Below are 20,443 nucleotides of genomic sequence, written 5' to 3'. Positions count from 1 at the left end.
GCTGGCGCGGTTCGGGCACACTGTGCGCATCCCCACGGTCATCTGCGCGCCATGAAAATCGTCGAAGTGCGTCACCCGCTCGTGCAGCACAAGATCGGCCTGCTGCGCGATGCCGCGCTCAGCACCAAGGGCTTCCGCGAACTGGTCACCGAGCTGGGCACCCTGCTCGGCTACGAAGCCACCGCCGACCTGGAGACGGAAACCCACACCATGGACGGCTGGGCCGGTCCCACCCAGGTGCAGCGCATCGCCGGAGCCAAGATCACCCTGGTGCCGATCCTGCGCGCCGGGCTGGGCATGCTGCCCGGCGTGCTGGCGCTGATCCCGGCGGCGCGGGTCAGCGTGGTCGGCCTGCAGCGCGACGAGGAAACCCTGCAGCCGGTGCCCTACTTCGAGCGCCTGACCGGGCGCCTGGAGGAACGCGACGCGCTGATCCTGGATCCGATGCTGGCCACCGGCGGCACCTTGATCGCCACCATCGACATGCTCAAGCGCGCCGGCGCGCGCCGCATCAAGGGCATCTTCCTGGTCGCCGCGCCGGAGGGCCTGAAGGCGCTGGAAGCGGCGCATCCGGACGTGGAGGTATACACCGCCGCGATCGACGACCACCTCAACGACAAGGGCTACATCCTGCCCGGACTGGGCGACGCCGGCGACCGCATCTTCGGTACCCGGGTCGGCTGAGCTCAGGCGGTCGCGCCCGTGAAGTGCGGGCGCTGCTACAGTGGCGTTGGCGCGGCAATGGCATGCCAGACCCAATGTGGGAGGGACTTCAGTCCCGACTGCACAATGCCCTTCGAATAGTCCGCTGGGCGCACTGTAGGAGGGGCTTCAGCCCCGACGGTTCCGCAGCCGGAAAGATCACCGCTTCGTTCGTCGCGACTGAAGTCGCTCCTACAACGACCTTCGGATAGCCAGATGGGTGCACTGTAGGAGGGGCTTCAATCCCGGCGAGTTCCGAAGCCGGAACGTTCGCCGCGGCATTCGTCGCGGTCGAAACCGCTCCTACAGGTACTTCGCCAACGGTAGGAGCTCGGCGAAATGCGCTGGCGGACCCGGTCGCGGCTGCAGCGGCGCGCACAGCCGCCGGCCAGGCCCGGCGACCGCGCACGCGCTCAGCGCTGCAGCACCTGCAGCGCGGCGCTCACGTACACCAGCGGCGCGTTCCAGTTGATCGCCACCTCGTTGCTGGCGTAGCTGCATTCGTGGTCCAGGTAGGACAGCGCCGGCAGCGACGATGCGTAGGCGACCGTGCAGTCCCTGGCGTCCTGCTGGCCCGGCTGCGGGCCGCCGACCAGCCAGCCGGGCACCGGCGTGGCCACGCCGTCGGCGATCGAGATGCGGTGGTGGATGTGCAGCGGCGCGCGCTGGCCGGTCCCGGTGACGAACGACAGGCCCAGCGGGTTGCGCCCCAGCACGTAGTCCAGCTGCGACTGCGCCGCCTGCAGGTACTGCGGCTTGCGCTGCAGCCGGTAGCCCTGCAGCAGCATCATCGCCTGGTTCAGCGCGATGCTGTTGCTGCCCCAGCGGAAGTCGTCCGTATCCATCGCCACCCGCCACGCCGACGCCTGCCAGCGTGCGGCCAGCTGCGCGGCCAGGCGCTCGATCTCGCGCGCGATGCGCGCGCGGTCCGCATGCGCGGTCAGCCGGTCGCGGTGCTGCGCCAGCGACATCCAGGCCAGCCCGCCGACCGAGCCCCAGTTGGGTACGCTGGCCGGCACGTCGCGCGCCATCGCCGCGTCGTAGAAGGCGTCCTCGCCGGTGGCCAGGTACAGTTCGGTGGCGGCCCAGGCGAATTCGTCGTCCAGCCGCGCGTCGCCGTAGTCGCCGGTGCGCACGTCGTCCGGCTGCCGGTAGACCGCCTGCGGGTGCGCCTGCGCCCAGGCCCAGGCGCGGCGCGAGGCGTCCAGCATCCGCGCCGACAGGCCCGGGTATTGCGCGTCGAACGGCGCATAGATGCGGCTGGCCTGGGCCATCGCCGCGGCGAAATCCAGCGTCGCCGCAGTGCTCTTCTGCACCACGTAGCGCCGCGCGCGCGCCTGGTCCGGCATCACCATGCCGTCGAAGCCGAGGTTGGTCAGCTTGTGGTAGACGCCGCCGTCGGCCGGGTCCTGCATGGCCAGCATCCACTGCAGGTTCCAGTCGACCTCGCGCAGGATGTCCGGCACGCCGCCGCCGCTGTCGGGAATGCCGTCCTTCTGCGCGGCGAAATAGGCCGGGAACTGCTCGTAGGCGGCGAGCAGCGTGTACACGCTGATGCCGGAGTTGACCACGTACTTGTTGTAGTCGCCGGCGTCGTACCAGCCCTTGGGCGCGGCGATCGAGCTGCCGACCGGCCGCCCCGGCGAGGCGGCCGACGCATGGATCCGGACGTCGGTGTCCGGATGACCGGCGGCGCGCGCATGGCGCCCGGCGTACTGGCCGGTCAGCGCGGTGCCGGCGCGGTTGTAGTAGTAGGCCTTCAGCGCCGCGCGCGACAGTTCGGCGTAGGCGTCGGCGGCGATGCCGAAGGCGTCCGACGGCGGCAGCCCGTCCACGCGCAACCGGTAGCGGCCCGGCGCGCGCAGCGCGGAGAAATCGGCGATGCGCACCCGCTGCCGCGCCGGCGCCCACTCGGCCGCCGCGCCCAGCCTGCCGCGCAGCACGACCTCGCCCGAATCGCCGCGCTCCACCGCGAACGCATCGCCATGGCCGTCCGGCACCACCGCCAGCTTGCTCGCCGCCGGCAGGTAGCCGAGCTGGTTGAGCCGGATCGGCGAAGACGCCGCGTCCTGCGCATGGGAGCGGCAACCGCCCACGGCGACCAGGCAGGCGAGCAACAGGCAGCGCAGCGCGGCAGGCAGAGACAGGGTCATGCGGCGATACTGGCCGGCCGCAGGGGGCGCCGCAAGCGGCGCCGATGCGGCCTTTCAGCCGCCAGCCGGGCGCGGGCGCGCGCTCAGCCGCCCAGCGCGCGCGCGTGCAGCGCCGGCACCTCGTGCACGGTGACGAAACGGCCCCTGTCGTCTCGCGCCACCTGCGCCAGCGCGCAGTCCGGGTCGTGGGTGAAGAACAGATGCACGTCGCGCGCAAGCTTGTCGTCCAGGAACGCGCGCTTCTCGTCGATCAGCAGCTCGGCGTTGCGGTCGTAGCCCATCGTGATCGGCACGTGCACCCACGACCGCCCGGGGATCAGGTCGGCGCAGAACACCACGCCGCCATGGGCGGCGCCGTCGCGCCGGTCCGGGCCGACGATCTCGGCGAGCATCAGCCCCGGCGTGTGGCCGTCGCTGAAGCCGAAGCGCACCGCCTCGCCGAGCGCACGCGAGTGCTCGCCGTCGACCAGTTCCAGGCGCCCGCTGGCCTCGAGCAGGCCCGGCAGTTCGGGAATGAAGCTGGCGCGGTCGCGCGGATGCGGCGCGCGCGCACGCTGCCAGTGCGCCGCGCCGACCAGGAAGGTGGCGTTGGGGAACAGCAGCTCCGGCGCGGCGCCGTCGCGCCATGCCGCCAGCAGGCCGCCAGCGTGGTCGAAGTGCAGATGGCTCAGCACCACCACGTCGATGTCCTGGTGCGAGAACCCGGCCTCGCGCAGCGAGTCCAGCAGCACGTGGCGGTCTTCCTGCACGCCGTAGCGCTCGCGCAGCTTGGGCGGGAAGAACGCGCCGATGCCGGTCTCGAACAGCACGGTCTTGCCGGCCAGCGGGCTGGCCAGCAGCGCGCGGCAGGCCAGCGCGATGCGGTTGCCGTCGTCCGGCGCCGCCCACTGCTGCCACATCGCCTTGGGCGCGTTGCCGAACATCGCGCCGCCGTCGAGTTTCTGGGTGTTGCCTTGGATGGACCAGAGTTTCATTTTTGGGGACCGGGGACCGGGGACCAGGGGCCGGGAAGAGCCTGCGGGCGCACGTAACGGCCCGCGAATAGCGCGAAGGCGGCAGCGCGGCGACTCACGGCGACGGTGCCGTCACTTGCACCTCGGCCTTGCCGACTTCGTTGCGCGGGTCGCTGCCGCCGTTGAGCACGTTGCTGCGCCTGTCCCACTCCACCGTTTGCAGGTTGCCCCACACGTGGCTGGAACCGCGCCCGCCTGCGGCGCTGTCGCCCGGCAGCTTGAGCACGTGGCCCATCGCCTGCAGGCCCTGCACGGTGGCCGCGTCGAAGGTGCCGGTCTCGGCCTCGATCACGTCCGGCAGCCACTGGTGGTGATAACGCGGCAGCGCAGCGACCTGCTGCGCGTCCAGGCCGTCGTCGTAGCCGAGGATGCCGAGCAGGACCATGGTGATGATGCGGCTGCCGCCAGGGGTACCGAGCACGATGGTCTTGTCGGCGTTCTCCATGAAGGTCGGCGTCATCGAGCTGAGCGGGCGCTTGCCCGGCTTGGGCGCGTTGGCGGCGTAGCCCATCACCCCGAACGCGTTGGGCGTGCCCGGCTTGAGCGCGAAGTCGTCCATCTCGTCGTTGAGCAGCACCCCGGTGCCCTTGGGAATCAGCCCCGAGCCGAACAGCAGGTTCACGGTCTGGGTCGCGCCGACGCGGTTGCCCTCGCCGTCGATGATCGAGAAGTGGGTGGTTTCGTCGTCTTCCAGCGGGGTCGGCTGGCCCGACAGCAGGTCGCTGGGGGTGGCCTTGTCCGGGTTGATGGTCGAGCGCAGGCCGATCGCGTAGTCCTTGCTCAGCAACACGCGCTGCGGCACCTCGGTGAAGTCCGGATCGCCCAGGAAGAAGGTGCGGTCGCGGTAGGCGCGGCGCATCGCCTCCACCACCAGGTGGGTGCGGTGTGCCGGGTCCATCGCCTTCAGGTCGTAGCCTTCCAGGATCTGCAGCATGCTGGCCAGGGCGATGCCGCCGGAGGACGGCGGCGGCGCGGTGGTGATGGTCCAGCCCTTGTACTCGAACTGGATCGGCGTGCGCTGCTTGACCGTGTAGCCGGCCAGCTCCTCGGCGGTCCAGTGGCCGCCGGCCTGCTTGACCCCGGCCAGCAGCTTCCTGGCGGTGGCGCCGCGGTAGAAGCCGTCGAAGCCCTTGTCGGCCAGCAGCTGCAGCGTCCCGGCCAGTTCCGGCTGCTTGAACAGGTCGCCCTCGGCGATCGGCTTGCCGTTGCGCAGGTACACCTCGCGGGTGCCGGGGTAGCGCTCCATCACCTTGCGCCGCGCCTGGTAGCCCTCGGCCATGCGCCGGTACACCGGGAACCCGTCGCGGGCGATGCGGATCGCCGGCGCCAGCGACTGCCGCAGCGGCAGCCGGCCGTGCCGGGTGGCCAGCTTGACCAGCGCCGCCGGCAGGCCCGGGATGCCGGCCGACCACGGGCCGTTGACCGAGCGGTCGCGGTCCAGCCCGCCGCTGGCGTCCAGGAACTTGTCCGGCGTGGCCGACTCGGGCGCGTATTCGCGCGCATCCAGCATCAGGTCCTTGCCGGTGCGCGCGTCGTGCAGCAGGAAGAAGCCGCCGCCGCCCAGGCCGGAACTGATCGGCTCCACCACCGACAGCGTCGAGGACACCGCCACCGCCGCGTCGAACGCGTTGCCGCCTTCGCGCAGGATCTGCAGCCCGGCATCGGTGGCGAGCCGGTGGCCGCTGGCCACCGCCGCGCCGGGCGGATGCGCTGCCGGCGCGGGCGCGGTGTCGGCCCACGCCGACGGCGCCAGCACCAAGGCGAGCAGCAGGACACGGCGGGCGAGCGTTCTCATGCGGGCGGAGGCTCCTGTTGGTAGAACTCGGGACGTTCGCGCTGCAGCTGCAGCAGCTTGGCCAGCAACTGCGCATGGCTCTCGGGGATCAGCGGATCGGGGTCGATGCACTCGACCGGGCACACGACCACGCATTGCGGCTCGTCGAAATGGCCGACGCATTCGGTGCAGCGGGCCGGATCGATCACGTAGATCGTCTCGCCCATCGCGATGGCCTGGTTCGGGCAGGCCGGCTCGCAGACGTCGCAGTTGACGCAGAGCTCGTTGATCTTGAGGGACATCTCGGGGGAATTCGGCACTAACCCGGCCATCTTACCGGATCGGGCGTGGCGGTCCGGGCGCGGCGGTCACCGCCAGCGGGAAGCTGCATTGCGCGCGCGGCGGAACGATGGCGGCGTGGCGCGGCGGACAAGGCGGGCGGAACCGTCAGCGCAGCGACCGTTCGCGGCGAGATCGGCCGGAGCCAGGGCCGAACGCGGGGACGCGCCTGCGCGGTCGTGGCGGCATGCTCGAGGAACGAACGGGGCGCTGCAAGGTCGCTGGGAGGACACGGTGCGCGTTACGTCACGCGGAACGTCGCCGGCGCGGATGGAAAGGCCACCGGGGGTTTCCCCAAAAGGAGCGCCGGCATGCGGCCACCGCATCGCGCGGCTGTCTCGGAACATGTGCCGCCGGCATGCCCGAGCGGGCATGCCGGCGGCACGGCGCTTACTTCGCTTCTACGAAGATGTACTCGGCGCCGGTGGGCTGGATCACGGTCTGCACGCGGGCGTTGTCGGCGGCTTCGCCGATGTAGACCACGCGCACGCCCTTCATCGTGTTCGGCTCGACCTTGGCGAACGCGGCGGTGATCAGGTCGGCCATCTTGGCCGAGGCCGAGGAGCCGAACGCCAGCATGTTGCCGGGCTGGATGCCGCGGCCGATCGCGGTGGTGGCGCTTTCGACCTGGCGCTCGTACTTGGCACCGAACTCCGGATCCGACTCCGGCGGCAGGTAGTACAGGAACGGGCTGTTGGTGATGTTGCCCATGTTCTGGATCGCCACCGCCTGCAGGTAGGACTTCCAGCCGGCATCGTCGTCCTTGCTGGGCACGGTCAGCGCCGGCTGCGCATCGGCGGCGGGCGCGGCGGCCTCTTCCTTCTTGCAGGCGGTCAAGCCCAGGGCCAGCGAGGCGATCAATAGCGCGCGTACGGTGTTGTTCATGGAACGGCTCCCTTCGGTTGTCTGTGAATGCGGACGGCTCAGCGCTGCGCCGCGTCCTGGCGGGCCTGGCGCAGCGCCTGGACCACCGACGGCGGCACGAAGCCGGACACGTCCCCGCCCAGCCGCGCGATCTCGCGCACCAGCGACGACGAGATGAAACTGTGTTGCTCGGCCGGGGTGAGGAACAGGGTCTCCACCTCCGGGATCAGATGCCGGTTCATGCTCGCCATCTGGAACTCGTATTCGAAATCCGACACCGCGCGCAGCCCGCGCAGCAGCACCCCGCCGCCGACCGATCGCACGAAATGCGCCAGCAGCGTGTCGAAGCCGATCACCTCGACGTTGCGGTGCCCGGCCAGCGCCTCGCGCGCCAGGTCCACGCGCTGCTTCAGCGGCAGGGTCGGCCCCTTCGACGGGCTCTGCGCCACGCCCACCACCACCTGCTCGAACAGCGGCGCGGCCCGGTTGACCAGGTCGATGTGACCGTTGGTGATCGGATCGAAGGTGCCTGGATAGACGGCGATGCGGCTGTGGGCCACGGTCATGCGTTGGGTACCGCGTGAAGGTCGCCGCGAAGTGTAGCAGCGGTGCGCCGGTACAGGGCAGCGCGCACCTCGCGGGTGCCCATCTCGCGGTGCAGCAGCCATTCGGGCGGCAGCCGCGGCGCCTGCCCGGTCGGCGATTCCAGGTACAGCCAGGCCTCGGCCGCCAGCCGCGCCGGCAGCGCCTGCAGCACCGCTTCCCACAGCCCGTCGGCGAACGGCGGGTCGACGAAGGCGATGTCGGCCAGGAGCCCGGCGCCCGGCGCCGCCAGCCAGCGCAGCGCGTCGTCCTGCACCACCTGCACCTGCACGCCGGCCTGCAGCCGCGCCGCCGCCGCGCGCAGGTTCGCCGCCAGCGCCGGGTCGCGCTCGACCAGCCACGCCGAGGCCGCGCCGCGCGAGACCGCCTCCAGCCCCAGCGCGCCGCTGCCGGCGAACAGGTCCAGCACCCGCGCCCCCGGCAGCGCCGGCGACAGCCAGTTGAACAGGGTCTCGCGGACCCGCTCGCCGGTGGGCCGCAGCCCCGGCAGGTCGGGCACCGGCAGCCGCGTGTTGCGCCAGCGCCCGCCGATGATGCGCACCTCGCCCGCGCCACGGCTCACGGGGCGGGTCCAGGAACGGCGGGCGTGGCGGCGGCGGGGCGCAGGGTCGGCATGGGGCGGCGGACGCGGAACGGGGCCGGGATGATAGACCAGCGCCGCGCGCCACGCTTGAAGCCGGCGCGCGCCGCCACCATCTCAGCGGCAGAGCCGCGCCCTCCTCCGCGCGGCCAGCCATCACCTATGGAGCAAGCACCCGATGAGCGTGGAAACCCAAAAAGAAACCCTGGGCTTTCAGACCGAGGTCAAGCAGCTGCTGCAGCTGATGATCCACTCGCTGTACTCGAACAAGGAGATCTTCCTGCGCGAGCTGGTCTCCAACGCGTCCGACGCGGCCGACAAGCTGCGTTTCGAGGCGCTGGTCAAGCCCGAGCTGCTTGACGGCGATGCGCAGCTGCGCATCCGCATCGGCTACGACAAGGACGCCGGCACCGTCACCATCGACGACAACGGCATCGGCATGAGCCGCGAGGAGATCGTCTCGCACCTGGGCACCATCGCCAAGTCCGGCACCTCCGATTTCCTCAAGCACCTGTCCGGCGACCAGAAGAAGGACTCGCACCTGATCGGCCAGTTCGGCGTGGGCTTCTACAGCGCCTTCATCGTCGCCGACCAGGTCGACGTGTACAGCCGCCGCGCCGGGCTGCCGGCCAGCGAGGGCGTGCACTGGTCCTCGCGCGGGGAAGGCGAATTCGAGGTCGCCACCATCGACAAGCCCGAGCGCGGCACCCGCATCGTGCTGCAGCTGAAGGAAGGCGAGGACGGCTTCGCCGACGGCTGGAAGCTGCGCAGCATCGTGCGCAAGTATTCCGACCACATCGCGCTGCCGATCGAACTGCCGAAGGAACACATCGGCGAGGACAAGGACAGGCCGGAAACCCCCGAATGGGAGACCGTCAACCGCGCCAGCGCGCTGTGGACGCGGCCGCGCACCGAGATCAAGGACGCCGAATACCAGGAGCTGTACAAGCACATCGCGCACGACCACGAGAACCCGGTGGCATGGAGCCACAACAAGGTCGAGGGCAAGCTGGAATACACCTCGCTGCTGTACGTGCCCGGCCGCGCGCCGTTCGACCTGTACCAGCGCGACGCCTCGCGCGGGTTGAAACTGTACGTGCAGCGCGTCTTCATCATGGACCAGGCCGAGCAGTTCCTGCCGCTGTACCTGCGCTTCGTCAAGGGCATCGTCGATTCCAGCGACCTGCCGCTGAACGTGTCGCGCGAGATCCTGCAGTCCGGCCCGGTGATCGACTCGATGAAGTCGGCGCTGACCAAGCGTGCGCTGGACATGCTGGAGAAACTGGCCAAGGACGATCCCGAGCGCTACAAGAGCGTGTGGAAGAACTTCGGCCAGGTGCTGAAGGAAGGCCCGGCCGAGGACTTCGCCAACCGCGAGAAGATCGCCGGCCTGCTGCGTTTCGCCTCCACCCACGGCGGCGATGCCGAGCAGAGCGTGGCCCTGGCCGACTACGTGGCGCGGATGAAGGACGGCCAGGACAAGCTGTACTACCTGACCGGCGAGAGCTACGCGCAGATCAAGGACAGCCCGCACCTGGAGGTGTTCCGCAAGAAGGGCATCGAGGTGCTGCTGCTGACCGACCGCATCGACGAGTGGCTGATGAGCTACCTCACCGAGTTCGACGGCAAGTCCTTCGCCGACGTGGCGCGCGGCGACCTGGACCTGGGCAAGCTGGACAGCGACGAAGAGAAGCAGGCCATGGAAGAAGCGGCCAAGGCCAAGCAGGGCCTGGTCGAGCGCCTGCAGCAGGCGCTGGGCGAGGACGTGTCGGAAGTGCGCGTGTCGCACCGGCTGACCGATTCGCCGGCGATCCTGGCCATCGGCCAGGGCGACCTGGGCCTGCAGATGCGGCAGATCCTCGAGGCGTCCGGGCAGAAGCTGCCGGAGAGCAAGCCGGTGTTCGAGTTCAACCCGGCCCATCCGCTGATCGAGAAGCTGGACGCGGAAACCGACGGCGACCGCTTCGGCGACCTGGCGCGGGTGCTGTTCGACCAGGCCGCGCTGGCCGCCGGCGACAGCCTGAAGGACCCGGCCGCCTACGTGCGCCGGCTCAACAAGCTGCTGCTGGAACTGTCGGCGTAAGCCCGTACCAACCGGCGCCAGGGCAACGAAGCCGACATCCTGCCGGCTTCAACCGGCGATGAGCTGGCCGCCTCGAGCCACCATGGTCGGCCGACGCTGATCGCACGGCATTCGCGTAGCCACCTGTTGAGCGACGCGATCAGGATGGGCTCCTGTACAGGCAGGAGCCCGTTTCCACGTTGACCCAGATTTCGCCAATCGCCGAGGGACCGCGCTATCCGCTCGCATCCAGGCAGAGCGGCAGTGCGACGTCGTCGCAGGAGCCAGGCCACACGGCACACGCGGCATGGACAACCGCCAATCGCCAGAAGCACCGGCGCTTACCGCTCATGCTTTGCGAAGCGGCCCGGCGTCGGCGATCCAAGGCATCGGGATCCTCTACTCGAGCGAGAACGGCTGCATCTTGTCCAGCATGTCGTCCCAGTAGCCCCTCGCGAATGCTGTCATGCCCATGGATGGATCGCGTCCCACGCCATCGAACCCGGTCAAGGACACACCAAGCGCCGGCAGTACCACCGCGCCGCCGCGTCCGCGACGTGCGCTGGGATCCGCCCGAACCAGTTTCTTCAACACCTCGGTGGAATTCCCCTTGAAGACGGAAACGCCTGAGACGACTACCTGATAGTCGTCGCTCGGCGAAAACCCGACCTCGACCAGCCGGTCGCTCCGGGTGTCGATCTGGGCCAGGCCCTTGGTGCCATGGAAATAGACTTCCAGTATTCCATCGCCATCATCCACCGTCCGTCCGAGCCTTTCGCCGAGCACCGCGGCCAGTTGTTGGTACCCGATGCCAAGGGCGATGTCGCCTACAGAAACATAGGGCGTCACTTCGTAAATCACGGCATACCTCCAGGAAGAAGCCCATGTTTCTCTAGACACTTGAAATATTCAAGCATCTCCAGCATCGCTTCGTTGTACTTTGCAGGATCGCCCAGTTTTCTCGACAAGCTCCTGATATCGCGCAGTTCCCGCACCAATGCGTCCCTCCATTTGCCCTGATCGAGCAACGCGGCGATTCCTTCGCGATAGACCTCCCCTCGCTTGCCCTTGTGGCCGTGGCTGGAGGTCATCTCGTGATCGCCGGGATCCATCTGGATCGCCGGGCCCTGGCTCTTGCGCAGAGGGCTGACGCTGTTCGCCGGGGCATGATGCGATTCAATGCCCGCACGCTTGGTGCCGCCGTAGGAACCGCCCCGATAAGATCCCTTGCCGTCGGGATTGCCCTTCTTCAGATGATCGCATGGTCCCTTGCCGCGTCCCTTCGACTTCATGCCGTCGGAGGCGGGTTTCCTTGCCTTCTCGGCCCCCTCTTCGGCCGCCTCCTTCTCGGCCTTTCGCGCCGCCCGTTCGGTCGCTTCCTTGGCCGCCTTGGCCGTGGCTTCGGTACCTTGCGCCACGCGCCGCGCGGCCTTGGCGCCGGCCGCGCCCCATCCGGCGAACGGGATCGCCGAGGCCAGCGACAGGCCGGCACCGACATAGTCGCCGCGCGCGGCGCTGATGCCGGCGTTGCCCAGGTCGGCGAACTCGCCCAGCCCCGGCACCAGCCCGGCCACGTCCAGCGCGGTCTGGGTGCCGTCCAGAAGGGTGCTGCCCCAGCTTTCCCAGAACCCCTTCTCGGCCGCCGTTTCCGCCCGCACCGGCGGATTGGCCTTGGCCGCCTTCACCGGTGCGGCGCCGCTCTGGCCGACCACGCGGCCGATGGTGTTTCCCGGGGGCGCTTCCTTTTCCGGCGGGCGCATCTCCGGCAGGTCGGCGTTGGGCACCTTCTTGCGCAGTTCCGCGTACTCCTCGTACGACAGCGTGCCTTCGGCCTGCACGGTCTCGCTGCGGCCTTCGTACATCTGCACGCGCACGCCGCCGTCGGCGCGATAGATCCCGAACGTGCGGTCGAGCGTGGCGTCGTAGCGGAACTGCTTGTGGATGTCGACGTTGAGCGGCATGCGTGCGGACGGTCCTTGTGCCTTCTGTTCGTGCCTGCTGAGGACAACCTGGAATGCGACGACCAGCGCCTACTCGGCCACCGGCCTTCCCTCGGCCTTCATGCGTTCGCGCACCTGCGCAGGTGGCTGGGCCGGGAACGTGGCGCCGCGGGCGATCATCGCCGCGCGCAGGCGCTCGAAGCCCTGCCGCAAGGCGACGGTACCGGCATCGGCCGGGCCTGCCGCTGGCGGCGTGGCGTCGCGCGCCACCGGTTCACCGCCGGCGGCCTGGACGACATCGGTGACCTGCCCCTGCGGTGCGTCCGCGCGCAACCGCTGCAGCGTCCACTGCACGCCCCATGCGGGCGTGTCGCCGTTGGTCTTGGCCGCGTTCCAGACGGCCCCCTGCTCGAGCAGGTACAGCGCCAGCTCCGGCTTGCGCACGTCGATGGCCTCGGACAACGCGCTGCCGCCGATGCGGTCGCGCAGGTTCACGTCCGCGCCGCGTTCGACCAGCAGCCGCACCCGTTCTTCGGCGCCGTCGCCGATCATTGCGCGCTGCAGCAGCGTGATGCCTTCGGCGGTCTGCCGGTTCGGCGACATGCCGCCGTCGAGCATGGCCTGCAGCAGCCGGCGGTCGTGGGTCAGGGCGTGCTGCAGCGGCGTGCCCAGCGGCGGCACGCCGTTCGCGTCCGGATCGGCGCCCAGGGCGACCAGCTCGCGCACCGCGTCGTAGTGCTTACCGCGCACCGCATGCCACAGCAAGGTCATCCGCTCGCGCCCGGGCTCGTCGACCGGGACTCCCTGCTGCGCCAGCGCGCGCAACCTGGCGGTGTCGCCGTTGTCGATCGCGACCGCCATCTCGCGCACCGGGCCGTCGAATGCGCCGGCGCCATCGGCCTGGCTCATGCCGCACCCCGCGCAGAGCGACGCAAGCAGCGCGAGCGCGCGGCCGGGAATCTGGCGTCGCGAACGACGCGCGGTTGGGTCAGGCATGGCGCAGTTCCTGTCATCAGTCGGTTCCATATCCTTCGGGCAGCCCGCCGGGACCGGGCGTCAGGCTGGGGACGGGGGTGGATTCCAGGTCGAAGGTGTTCGACGCGGCGGCCAGCTTCGCCAGGTCCTCGCGCTTCTGCCGTTCGATGCCGTCGATGGTCGGGCCGATCATGTGCCGGCTCAGCATGTCCGGGGTCGTTGCCGGCAGCCGATGCGGGATGCCGGCCGCATCCGGCGCCAGGTGGCTGATCAGCGCGCCGAACGGCCCGTTCTGCAGCACGCCACCTTCCTGGAACCGGGTCAGCACCTCGCCGGCCACGCGATAGGCGCCGATGTCCGACGGCGTGGCGGCGCCGCCGTAGCGGCCGACCGTGGCCGGATGCAACCCGGCGGCATTGAACGTGGTCGCCGGCAGGCCACTGGCGCTGGAAGCGGCCGAGGCCAGGCCGCCGCCCAGCGAGTGGCCGGCGAACTGCATCGGCATGCCCGCACGGCCGACCTTGGTGCCGATCGAGACCGCGCGCTCGTAGTACGCGGACGGGTTGTTCAAGCCCTGGGCGAAGTTGTTGGACCAGTCCGTGCCGCTGAAGACGTCGGTGCCCTTGAACGCCATCGTCGGCTGCATGGACTGGCCGAACACCTGCGGGTCCGGCGAGTACAGCTGCGCGCGGAAATCGGTGTCGGGAATGCTCAGGTCGGCCGCGTTCAGCCCGTACTTGCCCAGTTGCTGCGGGTCGCTGCTGACGTTGCTCCAGCCTTCCGGCGCGCCGCCATCGGCCGAGTACGCGCTTTGCGACAGCCGCGCCCGTTCGACGGCGTAGTTGTTCTTCTCGAAGCGGTCCGCCGCGCTCTGCAACGCATCGCGCTCCTCGCCCGGCGGCATCGCCTTGGCCTTCTCGCGCGCGGCGGCGATGTATTCCTGGCGTTTCTTCCAGCGCTGCGCCTTGCTCGGCGGTGCGCTGTAGTTGCCGTTCATCCAGAACTGGTCGTCGTGACGGATGACGCGTTTGCCCTCCACGCGCACCGTGCTGCTGCGCTGCTTGGGCCAGCACTGCGCGCCCACCGTGCCGCTCTGGACGCCCTTGGCGGTTCCGGCCTGGTCGCCGAGCGTGGCCGGGGTATAGCTGGCGTCGAACAGCACGAGCGGATGCGCGTTGGCGCGCACGGTACCGGCCGGCTGGGTGGTGCTGTCGAGCTTGGCGACCACCGGATACGGCACCGGCGGCACGCTGCTGCCCATCGGCGTCTTGCACACGTCCGGCGCCACCGACACCACCTGCCAGCCCGCCTGCTTGCGCGCGACGTAGTTATCGGCCATCGAATACTCCTGCCGTGGCCTTCGGCCAGCGCAACAACGGCGCAGCCGGGTCGCTCTCGAAGCGCGCCTCCAGCGCCCGCAACGCGAGGCCGGCCGGCAGCGACACGCGATGGGTCAGGGTCATCAACTGCGCGTCGGTGTCGATCAGCACCGTATCGGTCAGCAACGGCAGCGGCAGCAGCGCGCCGTCATGCAGGCGCAGCAGCACGAACGGACGATGCCCCGGGAGATCGAACCAGGCCCGGCCGTCGTCGCCGGACGCCGCGGGGTCGAACAGGTTCCACAGCTCGATGCGCGCCTGCGGCGGCAGGTGCGGGGTCTGCTGGTCCCGTGGCGCCGCGTTCCAGTAGCCGAAGTCGAAATCCTGCGGCAGCCCGGGCCAACGCCGTTGCAGCCAGTCGGCATCGTAGCTGCCGGCCAGCGCCAGCCGCGGCGCCCATGCACGGCCGAGCGCGCCGAAGCCCGCCGGCGCCATGCCGTAGCGCGCCGCCTCGGCGGCCATCTGCCACGCGTCCAGCGGCGGTTCGGGATGGCGCACCACCACCGGGCCAACGATCGGAGCGTCCACCGCCTCGAACTGCGGCGCCCACTGCCCGTCCGGACTGTCGGGTTCGCCAGCGCCGGCCTGCTCGAACTGGCGCTCGTCGAACCAGCCTCGCCCCAATGGATTGCTGAAGCACACCTCGTCCAGCAGCCACGCCGGCGCCTGCGCGTTCGCCACATGCTGCGGGTTGAACACGCGCGAGCGCCCGCCCCACGCGTTTTCCCAGCGCAGCGGCACGCCGGCGACCGGGTCGGCTTCGCCGGTGTGCCACCCGCGCCGCAGGCGATTGCGGCGGAAACGCCGGGGACCGCTGACCCGCAGGGTCTTGTCGAGCCACACCTCGTGCGTGGGCAGGGCTGCATGCGCGCGCCGCGCCTCGTCCAGCCTGCTCTTCCAGCGTTGCAGTTGCTCCAGGCTGGGCGGCATGTTCGGCGCCAGGCCCTGCGGAGGTTCGATCTGCGGCGGCGGCACGGGCGGGAGGCGGCGACTGACCCGCAGCCGGCTGTCCCATTGCGCCTGCGGCCGGCTCTGCGGCGCATAGGCATGGCCACGCAGCAGCACGTCGCACCTGGGCTTGTACGGCGCCAGGTCGCTTTCCTCGCGCACGCTGCTCTCGCCGGGCTCCCCGTAGAACTCGTCGGCGGTGCACAACGGTATCGGTGCCTCGTCCAGCACGCACGGCAACAGCCTGCCCGGCGCGTCGGGATCCGGCGCCAGCCGGTAGCCGACCTTCATCGCCACGACCGTGTGCTCCTGGTCGTCCGGCGCCAGCGCCGCGTAGCACAGCGCGTCGAACGGCGTGAGGTTGCGGAATTCCATGGCCGTCGCTCCCCTCCCAGTCAGTTGATGTCCACGTCCTTGCCGTTGATCTGCACCGGGCCGCTGGCGCTGAAGTTGAACGTGGTGCCGTTGATGATCACGCTGCCGTCCGAGCGCATCACCAGCGTGGACTTGCCGACCGTGACCACGAACTCGTCGCCGGCATCGATGTGATAGCGCTTGCCGACCTTGGTGGATTTGTTGTGCCCGATCTGGGCGCTCTGCGACAGCCCGACGCTGGTGTTCATCGCCGCACCGACGCTGGTCTGGTAGGCCGCGCCGATGGTCAGCGCCTTGGCCAGGCCGATGGTCTCGGCCTTGGCCAGCGCGATGGTCTCGGTCTTGTTGCCGCCGATGGTCACGCTGCGGTTGTCGCCGATGGAGATGGTTTCGTTGCGCCCGACGTCCTCGGTGCGGTTGTCGCCGATGGAGATCGTCTCGTTGTGGTCGACGCGTTCGTCGCGGTGGCGCTTGACGTGCACGCGCTCGTCGCGATCGACGGTCTTGCTGCGATCGTTGCCCACCCAGTGCGATTCGTCGTGCTCGACCTCGATGCGCTGGTCCTTCTCGGCATGCAGCCAGACCTCCTCCTCGCCCTTCTTGTCGTCGAAGCGGAACGCGTTGGCATGCTCGTATTCGCCGCCGAGGGTGGAACGGGTCAGAAAGCCGGTCTGGGTCTTGCTGGCAGGCAGCGCCCAGGGTGGCATCTGCTCCTGGTTCGGCACCAGGCCGGTGATCAGCGGGCGGTCGACGTTGCCGTCCAGGAACTGCACGATCACCTCCTGCCCGATGCGCGGGATGGCGACGAAGCCGAAGCGCGAGCCGGCCATCGGCGTGGCCACGCGCAACATGCAGGAGCTGTGTTCGTCGTACTTGCCGTCGCGGTCCCAGTGGAACTGCGCCGCCACCCGGCCATACTCGTCGCAATAGATCTCTTCCCCGGCCGGGCCCACCACCAACGCGGTATGCAGGCCGTAGACCCTGGGCGTGTCGCTGTTGTAGCCGCGCCCGGGGCGCCACGGATACTTCTGGCGCGTGACCGTGGCCCGATTGCGATAGCGCGCCGGCTCGTCGGAGCGGTAGTTGTTGACGACCTCGTGATGCGTCGCGACCACCAGGAAGCGCCGTTCGTCCGCCGCCTCCGGGTCGTGCTCGAAATGCCCGCTGAAATCGAAGGCGCGGCCGGGCTGCAGGCGCGCCGCGTTGCCCACGGCCTCGAACGACTTGGCGCGCGCTTCAAGTTCTTCCATGCGCAGCTTGGCCAGTTCCTCGCCCAGCTCGACCGTCCTGAAACCGTAGGCGCCGGCATGTTCGTGCACTTCCAGCTCGGGGACCTCGCCCTGCTGGTTGATGGTCGGCACGCCTGCGGCCAACGGCTTGGGCTGCTTGAAATCGAAACTGGTGACGGCATAGCGGGTGGGCGTCAGCCGCCGGGTCGGCATCCATTCGCCGATCGCCTCTTCGTCGTCCGGACCGCCTTGCTCGAAATAGCGCACCTGCGATGCGCCATCGATGGCCGGCGCCTGCCGCGAGTCGTCGCGCAGCACCAGGGTATGGCCGTCCAGGCGGTGCTCGTAGTGGTAGTACCAGCCGCGCGACTCCCACCACCGGTGCAGGAAGTTGGCATCGCTCTCCTGCCACTGCATGGCCTGGGTGATCGCCGGATCCGGCACGGCGCCGAGCTCGCTGCGATAGTCGCGCGCCTCGTACCGCTTGAAGATGTCCTGGGTGATGTCGGATACGGTCTTGGCATGGAACGGACCGCTGTTGCGGCGCAGCCGCAGGAACGCCATCCACGGGCGCAGCACCATGCGATAGGTGGCCACGCCGCCGTCGGTCGCCAGGCGCGCGAACTCGAAAACGTAGCCATTGAAGTAGCGCGATGCGGTTCCGCGGCGGACCAGTTCGACGGCGACCTGCTTGCCGATCAACGATTTGGCCGCGATCGCGGCGTCTTCGGACAGCAGGGTCAGGGTGTAGGCGAAATCCCGCGACAGGGCTTCGTCGGCCTCCAGCCGCTCCGGCAGCAGCTGCGCCGCCGGTCCATCGTTCGCCGGAAAATGCAGGCGCAGCAGGCGGTCGTTCTGCCGACCCAGCGCATCGGCAAGCGCGGAAAATGAAACATTCACTGTCTGAGTCCCTTCCTGGAAAGAACAGCGAACCCGTTATACCCAAGCAAGATGTGCGTTTTGTTAACGCGCCGTGCCGGTTCGCCGGCCCTGCGTCCCCCGTAAAACAAAGATGCGCGGCGCGCAAGACGCGATGCGTTGGATGCCGCCCAGAGCCCGCCAACCGCTGCGGCGGGCCAACGTGGCGCCGGTCCTAGCCCGCGCGCAGCAACCAGCAGCCGAAGGCCGGACCGGCCGAGTAGCCCTTCTCCGGCTCGATCCTCACCCGCAGCGTGTCGCGTCCGGCCAGCGATGGCGGCAACGGATAGTCGACGTCGACGAAGTCCAGGCCGCGGTTGCCGTCCAGGCGTTCGTCGGCCACCCGTTCGCCGTCGGCCAGGATCCGGAAGCGGCGCCGGGTTTCGTCGCCCCAGTAGCGCAGGCGCAGCACCTGCGCCTGCGCCGCGTTGCGCAGGTCGAACTCGATGAAGCCGCCAGTGCGCGCGTCGCGGCCCTTGCGGCGCCGGTAGCTGAGGTCGTAGGACTGGTCGCTGCGCAGGCCGTGCGCCTTTTCCGAGGCCGCGTCGCCCAGCGCCACCGCGTCCAGCGCCTGCGCCTGCCATGCCTGCTCCGCCGCCGCGGCCTGCGCACGCTGTTGCTGCAGCCGCTGCCACGCCGCCGGATCGGCGCTGGCGAAGTACACCGCGCTGCGCCGGTCGTGCAGGCCATGGAACGGTGCCAGCCGCAGCGGCGCGCTGCCGTCGGCGCCGCTGAACACATATTCGCCCGGCTGCGGCAGCGCGCGGAACGCCTGCAGCAGCGCGCCATCGGCCACCAGCGCCGGCTCGCGCCCGTCCCACGGCGCATCGGCCGCGCCGAGATCGGCGCCCAGCACCAGCGGGCCATGCAGCACCGATACCAGTTGCGGATCGTCGCCGGTCGGCTCCAGCCGCAGCGCCATCGGCAGCGTCAGCTGCACCGTGTCGCCCGGGCGCCAGCTACGCCGCAGCCGCACATAGCCCTGCTCGGCATCGGCCGCGACCGGCGCGCCGTTGACGCGCACGCCGAAACCGTCGGCCCAGCCGGGGATGCGCAACGCGATGGTCCGCTCGCGCGGATCGCTCGCGCGCGTCAGCGTCAACGTGGCCTGGCCCTGCAGCGGCAAGGTGGTGTCCAGTTGCACGCCCAGCCCCAGCGCATCGCAGGCCGCGCTGGACGCGATGTACAGGTTCACGTACAGGCTTTCGTCGTCGTGCCAGTAGATCGAGTCGCCGAACTGCGCGTGCGCTTCCATGCCGGTGCCGACGCAGCACCAGAAATCGTCGAACGGCTTGGAATACGCGCGCGCCTCGCAGGCGAGCAGCGGCGTCATGTAGGTGAACATGCCGGTCCGCGGGTGCTGCTGCGCCATCACGTGGTTGAGCAGCGTGCGTTCGTAGTAGTCGAAGTAGCGCGCCTGCGGCGTCCACTGGTACAGGTGCCGGGTCAGCTTGAGCATGTTGTAGCTGGCGCAGTGCTCGCAGGTCTGCTCGGTGATGAAGCGCGAGATGCTGTCCGGCTGCTGGAAATACTCGCGGTCGCCGTTGCCGCCGATGCTGTAGGTGTGGTGCGCGACCACCGTCTCCCAGAAGAAGCGCGACGCCGCGGCCGCGGCCGGGTCGCCGCCGACCTCGAACTCGCGGGCCAGGCCGATCAGCTTGGGGATGTTGGTGTTGGAGTGCTGGTGCGCCAGTTCGTCGCGCTGGGCGACCAGCGGATCGATCACCGCATGGTGGTGCAGGCGCCGCGCCAGCCACAGCCAGCGTTCCTCGCCGGTGCGCGCGTGCAGTTCCACGAACGATTCGTTGAGCCCGCCGAACTCGCAGCTGAGCACCTGCTGCAGCTGCGCGTCGCTGAGCCGCGCGAACACCGCGTCCAGGTAGCCGCCCAGGCCCAGCGCCACCTGCAGCGCCTGCGGCTGCGCGCAGTGCTGGTGCACGTCGAGCAGCCCGGCGAACAGCTTGTGCCAGGTGTACAGCGGCGCCCAGCTGCCGTTGAGGTAGAACGGCAGCGGGCGGATGTCGCCGCGGGCCACTTCGTCGAACACCGCGCGGCCGCTCTCGATCTGCCCGGCGTCGTTCTTGCGGGTGAATCCGGCCACGTAGCCGTCGCCGGCGCGCTGCTGGCATTGCGCCAGCTCGGCGACGATGTAGTTCGCGCGGCGCAGGCAGGCGCCGTCGCCGGTCTGCGCGTGCAGCAGCGCCAGCGCGCTCAGGTAGTGGCCGAGCGTGTGCCCGGCGATGGTGTCGGCCTCCCAGCCGCCGTACACCGGCGCCTTGGGCTCCAGCCCGGCGTAGAGCCGGAAGTTGTGCAGCAGGCGGTCGGCCTGCAGGCGCAGCAGGTAGCCGCGGTTGGTCTGCAGCGAATCCAGGAACATCGACGGGCGCAGCCGCACCGACGCCAGCGGCAGCGGCCGCACGCGTCCGGCGACGCTGGCCTGCGCGTCGGCCGGGAAGCGCAGCAGCCCCGCCGCGACCGCCAGCGCGCTCCAGGCCAGGAAGCGCCGCCGCGACAGCGACGGCGCGTGCGTCGCGGCGCCGGATTCCGCGTCGGCGCCGGCCGCCGCCGACGCCATCGCCCGATCGCCGG

Annotated in this window: 16 protein-coding genes; 2 read left to right on the top strand and 14 right to left on the bottom strand. The window is 70.0% G+C overall.

All coding sequences use genetic code 11. The features are described from left to right. The first annotated feature begins 51 nt into the window (after positions 1–51). Entirely contained in the window at positions 52–684 is a 633-nt protein-coding gene (upp, locus tag JR065_RS05335; protein WP_206232779.1) for a uracil phosphoribosyltransferase, read from the top strand. Positions 685–1,115: 431 nt separating this feature from the next. Here upp and JR065_RS05330 read toward each other — a convergent pair whose 3' ends face one another. The 7 genes from JR065_RS05330 to rsmD all read right to left on the bottom strand — a co-directional run bounded on the left by JR065_RS05330 (position 1,116) and on the right by rsmD (position 8,010). After that, the gene (locus tag JR065_RS05330) at positions 1,116–2,855 is read right to left on the bottom strand and encodes a glycoside hydrolase family 9 protein (protein ID WP_206232776.1); all 1,740 of its coding nucleotides are present in this window, start codon (positions 2,853–2,855) and stop codon (positions 1,116–1,118) included. A gap of 83 nt (positions 2,856–2,938) precedes the next feature. Further along, positions 2,939–3,829 carry an MBL fold metallo-hydrolase gene (locus tag JR065_RS05325; RefSeq protein WP_206232774.1) on the bottom strand — a complete coding sequence of 297 codons (891 nt, stop codon included), beginning with the start codon at positions 3,827–3,829 and terminating at the stop codon, positions 2,939–2,941. 94 nt (positions 3,830–3,923) lie between these two features. Continuing rightward, a complete protein-coding gene (gene ggt, locus JR065_RS05320) occupies positions 3,924–5,663 on the bottom strand; it encodes a gamma-glutamyltransferase (protein WP_206232773.1) in 1,740 nt (579 codons plus the stop codon). Then, on the bottom strand, positions 5,660–5,944 hold the full coding sequence (locus JR065_RS05315) for a YfhL family 4Fe-4S dicluster ferredoxin (protein WP_206232771.1): 285 nt from the start codon (positions 5,942–5,944) through the stop codon (positions 5,660–5,662). Before JR065_RS05315 ends, ggt begins: the two co-directional genes overlap by 4 nt. Before the next feature lie 427 nt (positions 5,945–6,371). Next, the gene (locus tag JR065_RS05310; protein WP_206232769.1) at positions 6,372–6,866 is read right to left on the bottom strand and encodes a hypothetical protein; all 495 of its coding nucleotides are present in this window, start codon (positions 6,864–6,866) and stop codon (positions 6,372–6,374) included. Between the two features lie 38 nt (positions 6,867–6,904). Next, entirely contained in the window at positions 6,905–7,411 is a 507-nt protein-coding gene (gene coaD / locus JR065_RS05305; RefSeq protein ID WP_206232767.1) for a pantetheine-phosphate adenylyltransferase, read from the bottom strand. Continuing rightward, positions 7,408–8,010 carry a 16S rRNA (guanine(966)-N(2))-methyltransferase RsmD gene (rsmD, locus tag JR065_RS05300; protein WP_206232765.1) on the bottom strand — a complete coding sequence of 201 codons (603 nt, stop codon included), beginning with the start codon at positions 8,008–8,010 and terminating at the stop codon, positions 7,408–7,410. The genes coaD and rsmD overlap by 4 nt, the downstream gene beginning before the upstream one ends. A 196-nt stretch (positions 8,011–8,206) precedes the next feature. Between rsmD and htpG the strand changes: the two genes are divergently transcribed. Next, entirely contained in the window at positions 8,207–10,111 is a 1,905-nt protein-coding gene (gene htpG, locus JR065_RS05295) for a molecular chaperone HtpG (RefSeq protein WP_206232763.1), read from the top strand. A gap of 378 nt (positions 10,112–10,489) precedes the next feature. On the opposite strand, the gene JR065_RS05290 is transcribed toward htpG, so the two are convergent. From JR065_RS05290 to JR065_RS05260, 7 genes are all read right to left on the bottom strand, one after another. Beyond that, the gene (locus JR065_RS05290) at positions 10,490–10,951 is read right to left on the bottom strand and encodes a hypothetical protein (protein WP_206232762.1); all 462 of its coding nucleotides are present in this window, start codon (positions 10,949–10,951) and stop codon (positions 10,490–10,492) included. Then, a complete protein-coding gene (locus tag JR065_RS05285; protein WP_206232760.1) occupies positions 10,948–12,051 on the bottom strand; it encodes a hypothetical protein in 1,104 nt (367 codons plus the stop codon). The genes JR065_RS05290 and JR065_RS05285 overlap by 4 nt, the downstream gene beginning before the upstream one ends. A 69-nt stretch (positions 12,052–12,120) precedes the next feature. Beyond that, entirely contained in the window at positions 12,121–12,939 is an 819-nt protein-coding gene (locus JR065_RS05280) for an ankyrin repeat domain-containing protein (protein WP_206232758.1), read from the bottom strand. 103 nt (positions 12,940–13,042) lie between these two features. Further along, complete coding sequence (locus tag JR065_RS05275; RefSeq protein WP_206232757.1) at positions 13,043–14,344, bottom strand: DUF4150 domain-containing protein; 1,302 nt, start codon at positions 14,342–14,344, stop codon at positions 13,043–13,045. Beyond that, positions 14,334–15,707, bottom strand: a complete 1,374-nt coding sequence (locus JR065_RS05270) for a DUF2169 family type VI secretion system accessory protein (protein WP_206232755.1) — start codon at positions 15,705–15,707, stop codon at positions 14,334–14,336. The genes JR065_RS05275 and JR065_RS05270 overlap by 11 nt, the downstream gene beginning before the upstream one ends. A 20-nt stretch (positions 15,708–15,727) precedes the next feature. Next, a complete protein-coding gene (locus JR065_RS05265; RefSeq protein WP_206232753.1) occupies positions 15,728–17,836 on the bottom strand; it encodes a type VI secretion system tip protein TssI/VgrG in 2,109 nt (702 codons plus the stop codon). A gap of 193 nt (positions 17,837–18,029) precedes the next feature. After that, complete coding sequence (locus JR065_RS05260; RefSeq protein ID WP_206232751.1) at positions 18,030–20,429, bottom strand: glycoside hydrolase family 127 protein; 2,400 nt, start codon at positions 20,427–20,429, stop codon at positions 18,030–18,032. Positions 20,430–20,443: the final 14 nt, after the last annotated feature.

It is taken from the genome of Xanthomonas sp. (genome assembly GCF_017163755.1).
In the GTDB taxonomy this organism is placed as follows: Bacteria; Pseudomonadota; Gammaproteobacteria; order Xanthomonadales; family Xanthomonadaceae; genus Xanthomonas_A.
This window is presented reverse-complemented; position numbering and strand designations above follow the sequence as displayed.